The sequence below is a fragment of the Amycolatopsis alba DSM 44262 genome (assembly GCF_000384215.1).
Classification (GTDB): Bacteria; Actinomycetota; Actinomycetes; order Mycobacteriales; family Pseudonocardiaceae; genus Amycolatopsis; species Amycolatopsis alba.
Genome location: NZ_KB913032.1, coordinates 9,018,882 through 9,036,181 on the forward strand (window position 1 = coordinate 9,018,882; position 17,300 = coordinate 9,036,181).

A 17,300-nucleotide genomic window follows, 5' to 3' on the forward strand; every position below is an offset into this window, starting at 1 on the left:
TCGCCGAAGTGCTTGCCGGTGCACCGCCGATGAGACAAAGTGATCTCCGTGGGAGAGCGGAGGTCGTTGGTCGTCGCGTCGCAATGCGATTCGCTGAACCTTCTCTCGTTTCTCCCCGACGTCGGCCACGAGGTTTCGTCGGCACTGCTGGATCCGGGGATCGGCGGCTGTGTCCCCGCGCTCGCGGACGGCCGCGGCCTGCTCGTCGACCCGACGATGGTCGAACTCGACGACGCACTGGTCGAGGCGTTCGAACGCGCGTCGGAGGACGAGGCGACGCTTTTCCTGTCGCTCGTCGGGCACGGCGAATACGCGGACGACGACTTCTACTTCCTCACCAAGGAGACCAGCCTGCCGGTGGACAGCCGGAAGTCGTTCCTGTTCGCCCAGCGGATCAAGGAATTGCTCGGTCGTTACTCGACGCTCGACGGTCTGGTCATCCTGCTCGACACCTGCCACGCGGGGATCGGCGCGCTCCAGGCGGGCAAACGCTGGCTGCGGATCGTCGGCGAGGCGGGCAGGCGGTTCGACCTGCTCACCGCGTCCGACGACCGCGTCGCGGCCAACGGCTGCTTCAGCCGCTCGCTGATCACCATGCTGCGTTCGGGGCACACGAGTTTCGGCGAGCATGTCCGCTGCGCGGATCTGAAACGGGTCATCACCGGGCTGTGCCCGGCGCAGACGGCCGTCCATCTGGGTTTCGACGGCACTCGCGAGATCATCGGCGCCGACCAGGGGCTGTGGCTCGCGCTCAACTCCTCCCCCTCGTGGCGCCGCTCGCCGCTCGCGGGCAATCCCGCGGCTCCGGACATCGAGCGGCTGACCGCGAACTACCGGCAGAACCCGGAACTCGGGGAAACCGTCGGGCATCTGCTCACCGGGGCCCGCCTGGTCGCGATCGCCGGGAAGCCCGGTGCCGGGAAATCGGCGACACTGGCCGCGCTCGCCCGCCCGTCGGTGGCCGGTTCCTATGTGCCGCCGGACTTCCTGCACGCCGTGCTGTTCGCCGTCCGAGGGCAGACCGCGGAAGAGCTCGCACGGGAACTGGCCCGCCAGCTGCGGCACACGATCCCGTGGTTCGCCGAGTCCCGCGCGGCGTTCCTGGACACCCTCGACGAGGACGCACGCAACGGCGCAAGCGCTTTCGATCTGGCGATCCTCGGTCCCTTGCGGACGATCACTCCACAATGGACCGGCAGTCCCGTGCGGATCGCGCTGGACGGGCTCGACGATCTCGACCCCGACGTCGCCGCGCGCCTGATCGGTCTCCTGCGGAGCCTGTCCACCGATCCGGACCTCTCGTGGGTGAAGACGGTGGTGGCGACACGGACCCCGGAAAAACTCCCCGCCTCGACCGTGGTGCGGCTGATCCCCTCGCCCGTCGTGGATCCGATGATCTCGCCGGACCACCGGCCCGCCAGGCCCGGACCACGACCGGCAGGCGACGTTCCTGGCGGCAATTCGCCGACGTCACCGAGACTCACCCCCGCGACCCTGATCGTCGACGTCCCCGGCCGGGCGCCCGTCCACCACGAACTCTCCTACGGGTTCACGACACTCGGCCGCAGCCGCCGCGCGACCCTCCAGCTCGGCGACTCGCGGGTTTCCAGGGTGCACTGTGAAATCCGCTGGGACGGGACGACAGCGTCGCTGACCGACCTCGACTCGGCCAACGGCACCTTCGTGCGCGAAAAGCGGATCCTGAACGCCAAGCTGACGCATCGCGACGTGGTCCGGCTCGGCGACTCGACGGTCACCTTCATCAGCGTCGGTCAGGAGGAGAGCTGGCCGGAGTCCGATGAGGACACCGGCTCGCTGCCCGCACCCCGGCCCGCGCGGGCGGTCCTGCTGGACCTGCTGTGCCTGGCGGCCGACCGCGGCCCGATCCCGATCTCGATCCTGACCAAGGCGAGCGCCGCGAGCGGCGGCCCGGACAAGGCGGTGTACGTCCGCGACGTCCTCGCCGGTCTCCGCACCGCCGTCCGCCGGACACAAGCGGGCCTGCCCGCCGAAACCGTCCTGTGGACCGGCCCCATGCCCGACGCGATGCCGGCGCTGCATGCCCGGCTGGCGGCGGCCATGTCGGAAATCGAACCGGTGTCCGGAGACGACGAGCCGACCCCGGAACAGGCGTATGCGGCCACCAGCGAAGCCGAGTTCCTGTGGCTCGCGGGACTGCACGAGGACGCGCTCGCTTCCGTGGAGCGCCGGGCGTCCGGGATCCCGGTGGAGAACCGGGAGAACTGGGCGAGGTGGGCCCGGCGGGCGGAACGGGAACTCGGGGAGACGCACCGGATCACGGTGCGCTGCAAGGCCCGGCACGCGACTTGGACGGGCAAAGCGGGCGACCTGGCCGGGGCGCTCGCACTGTTCGAGCCGCTGTCGCTCGTTGCCACCGAAACGTTGGGTGCCGGCGACGAGGACGTACTGAGCATCCGCAACAACATCGGCCATCTACTCGGCGAGCTGAACCGCCCGGAGGATTCTCGGGCGGCATTCGAAGCCCTCGTCCGAGATGCGACCGGCACGCTCGGGCCGAGCCATCGGGAAACCCTGCACGCCCGCCATCTCCTCGCGGTCGCGGTCGGCAAGACCGGCGACGGCGCGGAATCCCTGCGGCTGAGCCGGGAACTGTTGCCACGGGCGAAGAACGCGTTGGGCGACGACGTGATCGTCATGCACGTCCGGCACAACATCGCCTTCTGGAGCGCCTTGACCGAGAGTGCTCCTCCGGTGGTACAGGAGTACGAACAGCTGGTGGGCGAAGCCAGGGAGCGGCTGGGCGACCGGCATCCCGACGTCCTCGATCTCCGATTCGGGCAGGCGCTGGTTCGCGCCGAAGCCGGCCAGATCACCGAGGCGCTCTCGGAATGGGTGTTGCTCTTGGAGGACTCCATCGAGGTCCGGGGCGAACGGCATCCGGAAACGGAGAAGGTCCGGGAACAGCTCGCGCGCTGGCGTCCCAGAGAAGCTTGACCTACGCGTTTAGTCCCCCGCATCCAGGGGACTAAACGCGCAAGGGGTCAGGCCTCTTCTTCTTCCAGCATGTCCGGGGTGACCGCGGATTCGGTGTCCGGGATGCCTTGTTCCTTCGCCTTCTTGTCGGCCATCGCCAGCAGGCGGCGGATCCGGCCGGCGACGGCGTCCTTGGTCATCTGCGGGTCTGACAGCTGGCCCAGCTCTTCGAGCGAGGCCTGCCGGTTCGACAGCCGCAGTTTGCCCGCGGCGAGCAGGTGGTCGGGGGCGGACTCGCCGAGGATGTCCAGCGCCCGCTCCACACGGGCCGCCGCCGCGACGGCCGCGCGGGCCGAGCGGCGGAGGTTGGCGTCGTCGAAGTTCGCGAGCCGGTTCGCGGTGGCGCGGACCTCGCGGCGCATCCGCCGCTCTTCCCACGCCAGCACGCTCGTGTGCGCGCCGAGGCGGGTCAGCAGGGCGCCGATGGCGTCACCGTCGCGCACCACGACGCGGTCCGCGCCGCGGACCTCGCGCGACTTGGCCTGGATCCCCATCCGCCGGGCGGCGCCGACGAGCGCCAGCGCGGCCTCGGGGCCGGGACAGGTGACCTCGAGCGACGACGAACGGCCGGGTTCGGTGAGCGAACCGTGTGCCAGGAACGCGCCACGCCAAGCGGCTTCCGCGTCGGCGACGCCGCCGGACACGACGGCGGCGGGCAGCCCGCGCACCGGGCGGCCGCGCTGGTCGATCAGGCCGGTCTGCCGGGCGAGGCCCTCACCGTCCTTGACCACCCGGACGACGTACCGCGTCCCCTTGCGCAGCCCGCTGGAGGAAATGACGTGGACGTCGGACTGGTGTCCGTACAGTTCGTGGATCTCCTTGCGCAGCCGCCTCGCCACCGAACCGGTGTCGAGTTCGGCCTCCACCACGACGCGGCCGGCCACGATGTGCAGCCCTCCCGCGAATCGCAGCATCGACGCGACCTCCGCGCGGCGCGGGCCGATCTTGGTGATCTCCAGCCGGCTCAGCTCGTCCTTCACGGCGGCGGTCATCGCCATCGCTGCCCCTCCATACCTTCAGCTTCTCCCCCGGTGAGACCGAGAGCGTCCCGCATACAGCCCGCGAGCGCATCAGGATCATGCCGCCCCGTCACGACCGGGTCAGCCACCGCCCCCAGCAACGCCCGCGCGCCGAGTTTCCCGGCCGCGTCCCGCAACCGGGCTGGTGAGGGCACCGAGTCACGATCCGCGATGACCGCGTCCACGCGCAACTCCGGCGCGTGTTCGAAGAGTACGTCCAAATGCTTCTCCGGCGAGAATCCCGCCGTCTCCCCCGGTTGGGGGATCAAGTTGAGGATCACGACCTTCGTGGCGTCCGTTCGGAGCAACGCGTCGTGCAGATCCGGCACCAGCAGATGCGGCAGCACGCTGGTGAACCACGACCCAGGGCCGAGGAACACCACGTCCGCGCCGAGCACCGCCTCGATCGCCTCGGGGCACCCGCGCGGCGGCCGGTCGGCCTGCCCGGTCGGGTGCAGGCTGATCCGGTGCACCTGCCCCGGCGTCGTCGCCACCGCGACCTGACCGCGAATGCGCCGGAGCGCCTCGGGGTTCTCGGCGTCCAGACCGGAGACCTCGCCCTGGATTTCCAGCGGTTCGGGTGACATCGGCAGGACCCGGCCGGAGATGCCCATCAGCCTGCTCGCCTCGTCGAGCGCGGCGACCGGGTCGCCGAGCACCTCGAACAACCCGGCCAGCAACAGGTTCCCGACGGCGTGCCCGGCGAGCGCGCCATCACCGCCGAACCGATGCTGGAACACCTCCGCCCACAGGGTTCCGCCGTCTTCGGCGGCGAACGCGGCGAAGGCCTGCCGCAGGTCGCCCGGCGGCAGCAGCCCCAGTTCCCGGCGCAGCCTGCCGGACGAGCCCCCGTCGTCCGCGACGGTGACCACGGCGGTGACCTGCGAGGTCACCCGGCGCAGCGCGGTGAGGGTGGCGTGCAGGCCGTGCCCGCCACCCAGCGCGACGGCGCGCAGCTCACTCGCGGCCAAGGTCGCGGTGCACCACCTTCACGGCCATACCGTCCTCATTGGACAGACGCTGGGCGAGTTCCTCGGAAATGGCGACGCTGCGGTGCTTCCCGCCCGTGCAGCCGACGGCCAGCGTCAGGTACCGCTTGCCCTCGCGCTTGTAGCCCGCGCCGATCAGGCGCAGCAGCTGGTGGTAGCGGTCGAGGAACTCGTCCGCGCCCTCCTGGCTGAGCACGTAGTTGCGGACCTCGCCTTCGAGACCGGTGTGGTCGCGCAGTTCCGGGATCCAGAACGGGTTCGGCAGGAACCGGACGTCCATCACCAGGTCGGCGTCCATCGGCAGGCCGTACTTGTAGCCGAAGGACAGCACGGTGACCCTGGTCTGCGTGCTGGCCTCGGAACCGAAGGCGTCCTCGATCTTGGCGCGCAGGTCGTGCACCGAAAGCGACGACGTGTCGAGCACGAGGTCGGCCTCTTCGCGCAGCGGCTCCAGGAGCGTGCGCTCGGCGGTGATGCCGTCCGCGAGCCTTCCGTCGCCCTGCATCGGGTGCCCGCGCCGGACGGCCTCGAACCGGCGCACCAGCACCGCGTCCGTGGCCTCCAGGAACAGGACACGCGGCTTGTAGCCACGGGCGTCGAGGTCCTTGATGACCGAGGCCAGGTCGTCGGTGAACGCGCGCGAGCGCACGTCCATCACCACGGCGACCTTGGTGATCGCGCCCCGCGCCTGCGCGCCGAGCTCGACCATGGTGGCGATCAGCTCGGGCGGCAGGTTGTCCACCACGAACCAGCCCAGGTCCTCCAGGCATTTCGCGGCGGTACTGCGGCCCGCGCCGGACAGCCCCGAAACGACCGCGACCTCCATCCCCGAACCGCGGCCTTCTTCTTGCGCACTCACGATGGTCCCTTCCCCGATCACGTACTGGACTCCCCTGCCGTCCGCTCCGGCTCCCCTGCCAGCGCCGCGACGACCGCCTCCGCGGTGCGCCTGCCGAAGCCGGGCACCGCCTCGATCTCCTCGAGTCTTGCTTCGCGGAGTTTCTTCACCGAGCCGAAATGCTTGATCAGCGCGGTACGACGAGCTTGCCCCAGTCCCGGCACACCGTCCAATGCGGACACTTGCATCCGCTTGGACCGCTTCTCCCGGTGGTACCGGATGGCGAAACGGTGTGCCTCGTCGCGCAGCCGCTGCAGCAGGTACAGCGCGTCGGAGGTGCGCGGCAGGATCACCGGATCGGGATCGCCCGGCAGCCACACCTCTTCCAGCCGCTTCGCCAGGCCGACCACGGCGACGTCGGTGACTCCCAATTCGGAGAGGACGTCCGCGGCCGCGGTGGCCTGTGGGCCCGCGCCGTCGACGACGAGCAGGTTCGGCGCGTAGGCGAACTTGCGCGGCTTGCCGGTCTCCGGGTCGATGCCCGGCCGGTCCGGGTCGACCCCTTCGGCGTTTTCCTTGAGATAACGGGAAAACCGGCGGCGGACGACCTCGGCGATCGACGCGACGTCGCCTTCCTCCGCGGCCTCGCGCAAGGCGAAGCGCCGGTATTCGGACTTGCGCGGGATCCCGTCCTCGAACACCACGAGCGACGCGACCACGTCGCTGCCCTGGATATGGCTGATGTCGACGCATTCGATGCGCAGCGGCGCGGTTTCCAGCGCCAGGTAGTCCTGCAGTTCCGCCAGCGCGGCCGAGCGGGCCGTGAGGTCACCGGCGCGGCGCAGTTTGTGCTGGGTGAACGCCTCGCCTGCGTTGCGCGTCACCGTCTCGGCGAGCGCGCGTTTGTCGCCGCGCTGCGGCACACGGAGGCTCACCCGCGAACCGCGCAGCCCGGAAAGCCAGTCGCCGAGCGCTTCCGCGTCGGCGGGCAGTTCGGGGACGAGCACCTCACGCGGCACCGGCGACCCGAGGTCGGGGTCGTCCGCGCGTTCGGCCTCTTCGCCGTAGAACTGCGTGAGGAAGTGGTCGACGAGGTCTTTGACGTCCATCTCCTCGGCCTTGTCGATCACCCAGCCGCGCTGCCCGCGGACCCGGCCGCCGCGCACGTGGAAGACCTGGACGGCGGCTTCGAGCTCGTCGTGGGCGAAGGCGACGACGTCCGCGTCGGTGCCGTCGCCGAGGACGACCGCCTGCTTCTCCATCGCGCGCCGCAAGGCGCCGAGGTCGTCACGCAGCCGGGCGGCGCGCTCGAACTCCAACTCTTCGGACGCCACCGCCATTTCCTGTTCCAGGCGGCGGATCAGCGCATCGGTGCGGCCGGCAAGAAAATCACAGAAGTCCTCGACGATCGAGCGGTGCTCGTCGGCGGAGACCTTGCCGACGCAGGGCGCGGAACACTTGCCGATGTAACCGAGCAGGCAGGGCCTGCCGATCTGGCCGTGCCGTTTGAAGACACCGGCCGAGCAGGTGCGCGCCGGGAAGACCCGGAGCAACAGGTCGAGCGTTTCGCGGATGGCCCAAGCGTGGGCGTACGGCCCGAAGTACCGCACGCCCTTCCGGCGCGCGCCGCGATAGACGTGCAGGCGCGGATACTCCTCGTTCATCGTGACGGCGAGCATCGGATAGCTCTTGTCGTCGCGATAGCGGACGTTGAATCGCGGGTCGAACTCCTTGATCCAGTTGTACTCCAGCTGGAGTGCCTCGACCTCGGTGCCGACCACGGTCCACTCGACGCTCGCCGCCGTGGTCACCATCTGGCGCGTGCGCGGATGCAAGCCGGTGAGGTCGGCGAAGTAGGAGTTCAGCCTGCCGCGGAGGCTTTTCGCCTTGCCGACGTAGATGACCCTCTTCGTGGCGTCACGAAATTTGTACACGCCAGGGGCGTCCGGGATGCTCCCCGGCGAGGGACGGTAGGTGGTCGGGTCAGCCACATTGCCAAGCCTATGGGGCACCACCGACAGTCTTACGAGCCCCCGCCCTTAGCGCTGGCCCGGTCAGCCCTTCGAGTGGCCATTCCCACGATCCGGTAAGCGCGTCACTACACATACCGACCTAAGTCGGGTATTCAGCCGGACCAGACGTTCGTTGGTTCCTAGCGGGTGAACCTGGTGATTACTTTCCGTCCCAGTTCCACTTCACTCGGTTCTTCCTCAGATGACGCTCGAAAGGACTCCTGCACCGTGAGCCGTCTTCGTACGCTGGGCGCCGCCACACTCGCCGCCGCAGCCCTCACCATGACCGCGGGGGCCGTCGCCTCCGCGGGCACCCCGACCGGTGTCCAGCCGAACATCGTGGGCGGCGGCACCGCCCCCACCGTGAGCTGGGGTGCCCAGGTCTACGTCAACACCCCCGGCCGTCAGTGGGACGGCTTCAACTGCTCCGGCAGCGTCATCGCCCAGCGCTGGGTCCTGACCGCCAAGCACTGCCTCGACTCCGACGGCACCGGCATGCGGGTCCGCGTCGGCAGCAACCAGCTCCAGGGCGGCCGTGTGATCGCCGTCGACCGCAAGGTGTCCTCGCCGACGGGCTCCGACATCTCGCTGCTGCACCTGGCCTCGGACGCCGGTGTCACACCGATCGCGCTGGCCAGCTCGAACCCGTCGAACGGCAGCACCAACCAGCTCTACGGCTGGGGCCGCGAGACCCCGACCGGCCCGCCCGCCTCGGCGCTGAAGGTGGCCAACGTCCGCGTGAGCGGCAGCTCCTCGGACGCCTACGGCGGCCCGGCGATCCAGAGCGTCGGCATCAACGGTTCGGCGTGGAAGGGCGACTCGGGCGGCCCCCAGGTCTCCAACGGCGTCCAGGTCGGTGTCGCTTCGACCGTGCAGAACCAGAGCGGCTCGAACACCCGCGGCACCAACAACTACGGCAGCGTCGCTTCGGCCCGCTCCTGGATCCGCACGACCGCCGGGGTCTGACCTCACACCCCGGTGGGGCCCCTCCGGGACGCGACCCGTCCCGGAGGGGCCCTTTCTCGTCTTCCTGTCGGTGGGGTGTGGAACGCTCGCGGGCATGCGGATCGCGACCTGGAACGTGAACTCGATCGGGCCCCGGCTGCCGAGGGTGCTGGAGTGGCTCGGCTCGGTACAACCGGACGTACTGTGCCTGCAGGAACTCAAGAGTGGCACCGACGCCTTTCCTTTCGACGCCGTGCGGGAAGCGGGCTACGAGACGGCCGCGTACGGCATCGGGCGCTGGAACGGCGTGGCCATCCTGTCCCGCGTCGGGCTGGAAGACGTCACGCGCGGCCTGACCGGCGAGCCCACCTTCGAGGACAAGACGGACGCGCGGGCCATCGGCGCCACCTGCGGCGGGCTGCGGCTGTGGTCGGTGTACGTGCCGAACGGGCGCGACCTGGAGAACCCGCACTACGACTACAAACTCGCCTGGCTCTCGGCGCTGGAGGCGACCGTGCGGGAGGAGCAGTCGCGCGGGCTGCCCTTCGCCGTGCTCGGCGACTTCAACATCGCGCCGACCGACGCGGACGTCTGGGACATCGGCGTGTTCGCCGAGTCGACGCACGTGACGGAGCCGGAGCGGAAGGCGCTCGCGGCGCTGCGCGATCTCGGCCTGTCCGACGTGTTCCCGCGGCCGCTGAAGTACGACCACCCGTTCACGTACTGGGACTACCGGGCCGGGAACTTCCCGAACAACAAGGGAATGCGGATCGACCTCGTGTACGCCGATTCCCGTGTCTCCGGCGCGGTGACGGATTCCTATGTGGACCGTGACGCGCGGAAGGGGAAGGGCCCCTCGGATCACGCGCCGATCGTGGTGGACCTTTCGCTTTGAGCCGCTGCGGGTCTCTGCTGGAGGTCCGGGTGGGCTCCCGCTGCCTGGCGGTGGCGCACCTCAAGATCGGCGTTGCGAAAGCCACTTTCGCAACCTTGAACGTTGCGAAAGTGGCTTTCGCAACGCCGCCGACCCACCAGACCACACTGGGCCGGGTTGGACCCCACGTCGCGAAACCGGCACGCGGAGCGCCCCAGACCCACCAGAACCCGAATCGCCAACCACACCGCTCAAATCCGTGAAGGCCTCCTTCCCTACCTTGAGGGTAGGGAAGGAGGCCTTCACGGACAGCAGGAAGAAAGGTGTCAGCCGTTCCAGGCCGCCTTGTGCAGCCGCCGCAGCGCCCGCACCGCGGCCACCGCGCGTTCCCGGTCCACGGCCTGTACGGCCATGACCGAGTAGTACTCGTCGTCCGGCAGCTCCAGACGAGCCCACGAAGCCCCGTCCGGGAAGCTCACCGAAAGCACTTCGCTCCACGCGAACTTCTTGGTCAGCAGCACGTTCCGGACCTCGATGCCGTCGGCGTCGGCCTTCACGCGCGCGGTCGCGAACAGCATCGTGCCCGCGGCGAGCAGCACGCCGATGCCGATCATCGCCGCCTGGTCGGACGGCTGGAAGATCACGCCGGTGTCCGAGCCGCGCAGCAGGACCGCGACGACCACGAACGTCGCCAGCAGGATCACCGCCAGCACCGAGCACATCACCAGGGCGCGGCGGGGCCGCACCACCACGACCTCGGACCCTGTCATCACATCCGCCTCGACGCTCACACGAAGCCCCGCTCGGTCCACGGCTGGCGCAGGTTCCGCAGCGCGTGCGCGGCGTCCAGTGCGGCGACGGTCGCTTCGTAGCCCTTGTCCTCGACGGAGCCGGGCAGGCCGGACCGGTCGAGGGCCTGCTGCTCGGTGTCGCAGGTGAGCACGCCGTTGCCGACCGGGGTGCTCTCGTCGAGCGCGACCCTGGTCAGGCCCGCGGTGACCGCGTCGCAGACGTACTCGAAGTGCGGCGTCCCGCCCCGGACGACCACGCCCAGCGCGACGACCGCGTCGTGCGTCCTGGCCAACGCCTGCGCGGCGACGGGCAGCTCGACGGCGCCCGCGACGCGCACGACCGTCGGCTCCTCCTCCAAGTCCGCCACCTTCGCGGCCTCGAGGGCGCGTTCCAGCAGCGCGCCCGTGATCTTCGTGTGCCAGCGCGTGGCCACGATCCCGAGCCGGATGTTCTTACAGTCGGACAGGTCGAGTTCGACGTCCGGACGGCCCTCGCCGCTCACCGCGTGCCACCTCCGTTGCCCTGGTCGACCTCGGCGCCGACCTGGTCGTAGTGCTCCAGCTGGGACAGGTCGTGCCCCATCCGGTCCCGTTTGGTCTTGAGGTAGCGCAGGTTCTCCGGGTTCGGCGAGATCGGCAGCGACACCCGGCCGGTGACCCGCAGGCCGTAGCCCTCCAGCCCGACGCGTTTGGCCGGGTTGTTCGTCAGCAGCCGCATCGAGCGGACGCCGAGGTCGCACAGGATCTGCGCGCCGGTGCCGTAGTCCCGCGCGTCGGCGGGGACGCCGAGCTGCAGGTTCGCGTCGACGGTGTCCGCGCCGGCGTCCTGCAGCTGGTAGGCCTGCAGTTTGTGCAGCAGCCCGATGCCGCGGCCCTCGTGGCCGCGGATGTAGAGCACGACGCCGCGGCCTTCCTTGGCCACCGCCTCCAGTGCCGCCTCCAGCTGCGGGCCGCAGTCGCAGCGCAGCGAGCCGAAGACGTCGCCGGTGAGGCATTCGGAGTGCACGCGGACCAGGATGTCCTCGCCGTCGGCGATCTCGCCGAAGACGAAGGCGATGTGCTCGATCCCGTCGAGCAGGCTGTCGTAACCGACCGCGCGGAACGTGCCGGCCGTCAGCGGGATACGCGCCTCGGCGACCCGCTCGACCTGCTTCTCGGTACGCCGCCGGTACGCGATCAGGTCGGCGATGGTGATCATCTTGAGGTCGTGATCGGCCGCGAAGACCTCAAGCTCGTCGCGGCGCGCCATGTCGCCCTCGTCCTTCTGCGACACGATCTCGCAGAGCACCCCGGACGGCGAGAGCCCGGCGAGGCGGGCCAGGTCGACGGAGGCTTCGGTATGCCCCGGACGCCGCAGGACGCCGCCCTGCTTGGCGCGCAGCGGGACCACGTGGCCGGGCCGCCTGAAGTCCGACGCCGTGGACGCCGGGTCGGCGAGCAGCCGGACGGTGTGCGAGCGGTCGGCCGCGGAGATACCGGTGGTGATGCCCTCGGCGGCGTCGACCGTGACGCTGTACGCGGTACCGCGCTGGTCCTGGTTCGTGTGGTACATCGGCGGCAGGTCGAGCCTGTCCGCCTCGGCCTCGGTCAGCGCCACGCAGACGTACCCCGAGGTGTAGCGCACCATGAAGGCCATCAGTTCGGGCGTGGCCTTCTCCGCCGCGAAGATCAGGTCGCCCTCGTTCTCGCGGTCCTCGTCGTCCACCACGACGACCGGACGGCCCGCCTTGATGTCGGCGATCGCCGCCTCGATGGCATCGGTGTTCACGGCCACCCCGCCTCCACAGGGGGTCAGATCAGCCGACCCCGGAATCGCACTCGTCTCACTCACGCCCGCTCCTCCGCGCCGCCATTGTCCCCCTGCGTGCGCAGGTGCGGCATGGCCAGCTTCTCGACGTACTTGGCGACCACGTCGACCTCGAGATTCACCAGGTCACCCGGCTGATTCCGGCCGAGGGTGGTCAGTTCGAGCGTGGTCGGGATCAAGGCGACGGCGAACTCCTCGTCGGTCACCGAAGCGACCGTGAGGGAGATGCCGTCGACCGCGATCGACCCCTTCTCGACCACGTATCTGGCCAGTTTGCCCGGCAGGGCGAACGAGGTGAGCCCCTGTTCGTCCCGCTTGAGGAAGACGCCGGTGCCGTCGACGTGGCCTTGCATGATGTGCCCGCCGAGCCTGCCACCCGCCGGCGTCGCGCGTTCCAGGTTGACGACGTCGCCGACGTTCACCTTCGCGAGGCTGGAGCGCTGCAGGGTTTCGTGCACGACATCGACGGTAAACTCACCGCCCGCCACCGCGACCACGGTGAGGCACACGCCACTGACCGCGATGGAGTCGCCGTGGCCGGCGTCGCTGGTCACCAGCGGCCCTCGCACGGTCAGTCGCGCGGCGTTGGGGACCTGCTCGACCGCGGTGACCTCGCCGAGTTCCTCGACAATGCCGGTGAACACTCCTGCTGCCCTCCTCCTGGTCGCACCGTCGCTGGAAACGGTGCTCCCCCCATCCAACACCCATCGGGGCCGATTCCTTCTCCGGACCCGATGGGCTGATCAAGTGCCGGGATCAGCCGCGGACGCGGGCCGCCTGCTCGCGCAGCGCCGCGACGGCCTTACCAGGGTCTTCGGCGCCGTAGACGGCGGAACCGGCCACGAAGCAGTCCACGCCGGCCTCGGCTGCCTGCTCGATGGTGTCGGCGTTGATCCCGCCGTCGATCTCGACGACGAGCTTGAGGTGACCGGTGTCGACCAGGCGCCGCGCGGTGCGCACCTTGTCGAGGACGCTCTCGATGAACGACTGGCCGCCGAAGCCGGGCTCGACCGACATCACCAGCAGCGTGTCGTAGTGCTTGAGGGTGTCGAGGTGGTCCTCGATCGGCGTGTTCGGCTTGATCGACAGCCCGGCCTTCGCCCCGGCGGCGCGGAGGTTCTTCGCCAGCGCGACAGGGTCGTGCGCGGCTTCGACGTGCACGGTGACGTTGTAAGCGCCCGCCTCGGCGTACCCGATGGCCCATTTGTCGGGGTTCTCGATCATCAGGTGGCAGTCGATCGGCACGTCGGTGGCCTTGATCAGCGACTGCACCACGGGCAGCCCGAGGGTCAGGTTCGGCACGAAGTGCGCGTCCATGACGTCGACGTGGACCCAGTCCGCGCGGGTGTCCCCCGCACCGGCGACGGCGCGGATCTCGTCGCCGAGCCGGGCGAAGTCCGCGGAAAGGATGCTGGGGGCGATCAAAGGTCGGTGAGCCACGCGCCCGAGTGTAGGAGGACGCCGCTAACGCCCGCTAACCGGCTGTGACCGGCGTGCCGGTCTCGAGTATGACGCGAAATGGCCCCGCAGTGGGAGGTGCGCGCACGCGCGGCCGAATAGCGTTCCGGTCATGGTCAACCCACTCACAACTCTGGTCCGGATCGGCAGCTACCGCAGTGTGCCGTTCGGGCTTCTCGGCATGGCGGCGACGGCGGTGCCGTTCCCGATCGCGCTGATCCCCGCCGTCCTCATCCCCGGCGACGCGACGGCGAAGCTCGTCTACGGGATGCTCGCGATGGGCGTCCTGGTCGGGCTGATCGGGTTGGCCGGGCCGATGCGGCGGGTCGGCATCTGGTTCGCCAACCAGATGCTGGGCACCCGGATCGTGCAGCCCCCGCCGCATACGAAGATCGCCTGGGCGGAACGCTGGCGTTCGGCGGCCTGGCTGCTCGTGCACACCGGGCTCGGCTGGGTCCTGTTCGGCCTCGGCTCCTTCCTGATGTTCGGCTTCGCGTTCGCCTTGATCTGGCTGGGCGGCGGTGGCAGCCCCATCGAGTTCTTCGGCGAACGGATCCGGGTCGAGTCCGGTGCCGCCGGGCTGTGGACGCTGCCGGTCGCCTTCGTCACCCTCGTCGTCATCGCGTACGTCCTCGCCGGTTTCACCAAGCTCTTCCAGTACAGCGCGCTCTCGCTGCTGGGCCCGTCGGCGGCCGAGCGCGTCGCCGCGGCCGAGGTCCGGGCGAACCATTTCGAGCAGCGCAACCGGCTGGCCCGCGAGCTGCACGACTCCATCGGCCACACGCTGACGACGTCCACCATCCAGGCCGCCGCGGCCGCCGAACTCATCGATTCGGAACCGCAGCTGGTGCGCCGGGCGCTGGGTACCATCGAAGAATCGTCGAGGGCGGCGCTCGAAGACCTCGACCACGTGCTTGGCCTGCTGCGGGAAGACCGGTCCTCCCGCGAGCCCGAACGGCGGCTCCTCGAAGCCGGGACGCTGGCCGAACGGGCCCGCGCGGGTGGCGCGGTGATCGACTACGAGCTGACCGGGCCCGCCGCCGAACTGCCCGCGACGCTTTCGCGGGAGGCGTACCGGATCGTCCAAGAAGGACTGACGAACGCGTTGCGGCACGCCCATCCCGGCCCGGTGACCGTGCGGGTCGCGGTGCTCGCCGACGCGCTGCGGATCGAGATCGTGAACCCGCTCGTGGAGCACGTGGCCGCGTCCGGCCGGGGCGGCAACGGGCTGCCGGGGCTCACCGAACGCGTCGAGGCGCTGCGTGGCGAGCTCATCGCGGGCCCCGCCGTCGACGGGGAACCGCTGTGGCGGCTGGTGACCACGATCCCGCTACGGTCGCGGTCATGACCCTGCGTGTCCTGATCGTCGACGACGAACCGTTGCTGCGCGCCGGCTTGCGCTCGCTGCTGGACAACCAGCCCGACCTGACCGTCGTCGGCGAGGCGGGTGACGGCGGCGAGGTGGTCGACCTGGTGCGGCGGGTGAACCCCGACGTGGTCCTGATGGACGTCCGGATGCCGGGCGTGGACGGGATCGAGGCGACCCGGCGGGTGCTGGCGGAGATCCCCGAGCCGCCGAAGGTCCTCGTGATCACGACGTTCGACAACGACGACTACGTCTACGACGCGCTGCTCGCCGGTGCCAGCGGATTCCTGCTGAAGCGGGCCCGGAAGGAGGAGTTCGCGCACGCCATCCGGACCATCGCCGCCGGGGAGACGCTGCTGTTCCCCGACGCCATCCGGCGGATGGTCACCGCGCGCCCGGCGCCGTCCGGCCTGGCGCCACGGCCTTCTTCGCTGACGAAACGGGAGACGGAGGTGCTGCGGCTGATCGCCACCGGGAAGTCCAATGTGGACATAGCGGCCGATCTGGTCATCAGTCTCGAAACCGTCAAAACCCATGTGGGCAACATCTTCGGGAAACTGGGCGCTTCCAACCGCAGTCAGGCGGTCGTGTTCGCTTACGAGACAGGCATCGTCGCACCGGGTCACAGTCTGCGCTAGCGGACCGCCGCTGTTCTTCCCGTGTTCACCTGGAGACCCCCGGCCGCACACATGCGCGGTAACTAATGGGACTGCCCTGATCCCCAGGTATCCCAAGGAGATTTTCGATGGCTTCGCTGTTCACAGGACGGCGCAAATGGCTCGCGGGCGGGGCGCTCGGCGTCACGCTCATCGCGCTGGCGCCCGCCGCGCTCGCCGCCGGCGACGACGCCCGTCTCGCGTCCGCGCAGGGTGACCGCACCCAGGACGTGCGCGCCGCGATCAAGGGCGGGAGCGCCCGCAACGTCATCCTGTTCATCGGCGACGGCATGGGCCAGTCCGAGATCACGTCGGCGCGCAACTACGAACGCGGCGCGGCCGGGCGGCTCGCGATGGACGGCCTCCCCCTCACCGGTGACTACACGACGTACGCGGTCGAGAAGAACAACCCCTCGAAGCCCGACTACGTGACCGACTCGGCCGCTTCCGGCACCGGGTGGGCCACCGGCGTGAAGACCTACAACGGCGCGATCTCCGTCGACCCGTACGGCAACGCCGTCCCGTCGATCCTCGAGATCGCCAAGCGTTCAGGCCTGCGCACCGGCGACGTCACCACGGCCGAGGTCCAGGACGCCACCCCCGCGGTGCTCGGCTCGCACGTCGTCAGCCGCGACTGCAAGGGCCCCGACGAGACCAGCAAGAAGTGCGCGGTCAACGCCAAGGAGAACGGCGGCGCCGGATCCATCGCCGAGCAGCTGGTCCAGACCAAGCCGGACGTCCTGCTCGGCGGCGGCGCGAAGTACTTCGACCAGAAGGTCAAGGCCGGGAAGTTCGCCGGCAAGACCGTGCTGGACCAGGCGAAGTCCGCGGGCTACCAGGTGGTGAACACCGCGGCCGACCTCGACGCGGCCAAGCCAGGCAAGCCGCTGCTCGGCCTGTTCGCCGCCGGCAACATGCCGGTCAACTGGACCGGCCCGGCCGCGAAGCAGGGCGGCACCCCGCCGACCCGCTGCACGCCGAACCCGGCCCTGCCCAAGACCCAGCCGAAGCTGGCCGACCAGACCCGCAAGGCGCTCTCGCTGCTCGACGACCGCCGCAAGGACAAGGGTTTCTTCCTCCAGGTCGAGGGCGCGAGCATCGACAAGCAGGATCACGCCGCCGACCCGTGCGGCCAGATCGGTGAGACGATCGACTTCGACCAGGCCGTCGCGGCCGGGCTCGCGTTCGCGCGCAGCAACCCCGACACCCTGGTGATCGTCACCGGCGACCACGGCCACACCAGCCAGATCATCGGCAACGACACGGTCAGCCCCGGCCAGACCGCGACCCTGATCACCAACGAGGGCGCGAACATGACCATCAACTACGGCACCGGCATGCCGGGCGCGTCGCAGGACCACACCGGCACGCAGATCCGCGTCGCGGGTTACGGACCGCAGGCGGCGAACGTCGTCGGCCTGACCAACCAGACCGACCTCTTCGACACCCTCAAGCGCGCACTGCGACTGCGCTGACCGGTTTCGGAAAGGTGGGGCAGGCCCCCGATGAGGGGTGGGGGCCTGCCCCATG

15 protein-coding genes are annotated in these 17,300 nt (G+C 69.9%); 6 read left to right on the top strand and 9 right to left on the bottom strand.

The features are described from left to right. Window positions 1–48: 48 nt before the first annotated feature. Window positions 49–2,976, top strand: a complete 2,928-nt coding sequence (locus tag AMYAL_RS0141435; protein ID WP_245193340.1) for an FHA domain-containing protein — start codon at window positions 49–51, stop codon at window positions 2,974–2,976. A 47-nt stretch (window positions 2,977–3,023) separates the two neighbouring features. On the opposite strand, the gene whiA is transcribed toward AMYAL_RS0141435, so the two are convergent. The 4 genes from whiA to uvrC are packed head-to-tail and all read right to left on the bottom strand — an operon-like array spanning window position 3,024 to window position 7,852. Continuing rightward, window positions 3,024–4,013 (bottom strand): DNA-binding protein WhiA, encoded by a 990-nt coding sequence (gene whiA / locus AMYAL_RS0141440; protein ID WP_020637209.1) that lies wholly within the window; start codon window positions 4,011–4,013, stop codon window positions 3,024–3,026. Next, window positions 4,004–4,990 carry a gluconeogenesis factor YvcK family protein gene (locus tag AMYAL_RS0141445; protein WP_026467880.1) on the bottom strand — a complete coding sequence of 329 codons (987 nt, stop codon included), beginning with the start codon at window positions 4,988–4,990 and terminating at the stop codon, window positions 4,004–4,006. The genes whiA and AMYAL_RS0141445 overlap by 10 nt, the downstream gene beginning before the upstream one ends. Before the next feature lies 1 nt (window position 4,991). Next, entirely contained in the window at window positions 4,992–5,849 is an 858-nt protein-coding gene (rapZ, locus tag AMYAL_RS0141450; RefSeq protein WP_034311885.1) for an RNase adapter RapZ, read from the bottom strand. Between the two features lie 50 nt (window positions 5,850–5,899). Beyond that, window positions 5,900–7,852, bottom strand: a complete 1,953-nt coding sequence (gene uvrC / locus AMYAL_RS0141455) for an excinuclease ABC subunit UvrC (RefSeq protein ID WP_084702280.1) — start codon at window positions 7,850–7,852, stop codon at window positions 5,900–5,902. Window positions 7,853–8,101: 249 nt separating this feature from the next. Between uvrC and AMYAL_RS0141460 the strand changes: the two genes are divergently transcribed. Next, window positions 8,102–8,839: a S1 family peptidase gene (locus AMYAL_RS0141460; protein WP_020637212.1), complete on the top strand. Its 738-nt coding sequence runs from the start codon at window positions 8,102–8,104 to the stop codon at window positions 8,837–8,839. A gap of 94 nt (window positions 8,840–8,933) precedes the next feature. Beyond that, on the top strand, window positions 8,934–9,713 hold the full coding sequence (locus tag AMYAL_RS0141465; RefSeq protein ID WP_020637213.1) for an exodeoxyribonuclease III: 780 nt from the start codon (window positions 8,934–8,936) through the stop codon (window positions 9,711–9,713). A gap of 305 nt (window positions 9,714–10,018) precedes the next feature. Here the strand turns inward: AMYAL_RS0141465 and AMYAL_RS0141470 are convergent, their stop codons facing one another. From AMYAL_RS0141470 to rpe, 5 genes are all read right to left on the bottom strand, one after another. Next, complete coding sequence (locus tag AMYAL_RS0141470; RefSeq protein ID WP_026467882.1) at window positions 10,019–10,462, bottom strand: PH domain-containing protein; 444 nt, start codon at window positions 10,460–10,462, stop codon at window positions 10,019–10,021. A 17-nt stretch (window positions 10,463–10,479) separates the two neighbouring features. After that, entirely contained in the window at window positions 10,480–10,986 is a 507-nt protein-coding gene (ribH, locus tag AMYAL_RS0141475) for a 6,7-dimethyl-8-ribityllumazine synthase (RefSeq protein ID WP_005152326.1), read from the bottom strand. Next, on the bottom strand, window positions 10,983–12,257 hold the full coding sequence (locus tag AMYAL_RS0141480; protein ID WP_020637215.1) for a bifunctional 3,4-dihydroxy-2-butanone-4-phosphate synthase/GTP cyclohydrolase II: 1,275 nt from the start codon (window positions 12,255–12,257) through the stop codon (window positions 10,983–10,985). The genes ribH and AMYAL_RS0141480 overlap by 4 nt, the downstream gene beginning before the upstream one ends. A gap of 53 nt (window positions 12,258–12,310) precedes the next feature. Then, window positions 12,311–12,934: a riboflavin synthase gene (locus AMYAL_RS0141485; protein WP_020637216.1), complete on the bottom strand. Its 624-nt coding sequence runs from the start codon at window positions 12,932–12,934 to the stop codon at window positions 12,311–12,313. 112 nt (window positions 12,935–13,046) lie between these two features. Next, window positions 13,047–13,715, bottom strand: coding sequence for a ribulose-phosphate 3-epimerase (gene rpe / locus AMYAL_RS0141490; protein ID WP_020637217.1), 669 nt, complete (start codon window positions 13,713–13,715; stop codon window positions 13,047–13,049). A gap of 145 nt (window positions 13,716–13,860) precedes the next feature. Here rpe and AMYAL_RS0141495 point away from each other — a divergent pair, with 145 nt between their 5' ends. The 3 genes from AMYAL_RS0141495 to phoA all read left to right on the top strand — a co-directional run bounded on the left by AMYAL_RS0141495 (window position 13,861) and on the right by phoA (window position 17,245). Further along, on the top strand, window positions 13,861–15,096 hold the full coding sequence (locus AMYAL_RS0141495) for a sensor histidine kinase (RefSeq protein WP_020637218.1): 1,236 nt from the start codon (window positions 13,861–13,863) through the stop codon (window positions 15,094–15,096). Beyond that, on the top strand, window positions 15,093–15,752 hold the full coding sequence (locus AMYAL_RS0141500) for a response regulator transcription factor (protein WP_020637219.1): 660 nt from the start codon (window positions 15,093–15,095) through the stop codon (window positions 15,750–15,752). The genes AMYAL_RS0141495 and AMYAL_RS0141500 overlap by 4 nt, the downstream gene beginning before the upstream one ends. A gap of 107 nt (window positions 15,753–15,859) precedes the next feature. Continuing rightward, window positions 15,860–17,245, top strand: a complete 1,386-nt coding sequence (gene phoA / locus AMYAL_RS0141505; RefSeq protein WP_020637220.1) for an alkaline phosphatase — start codon at window positions 15,860–15,862, stop codon at window positions 17,243–17,245. The last annotated feature ends 55 nt before the right edge of the window (window positions 17,246–17,300 follow it).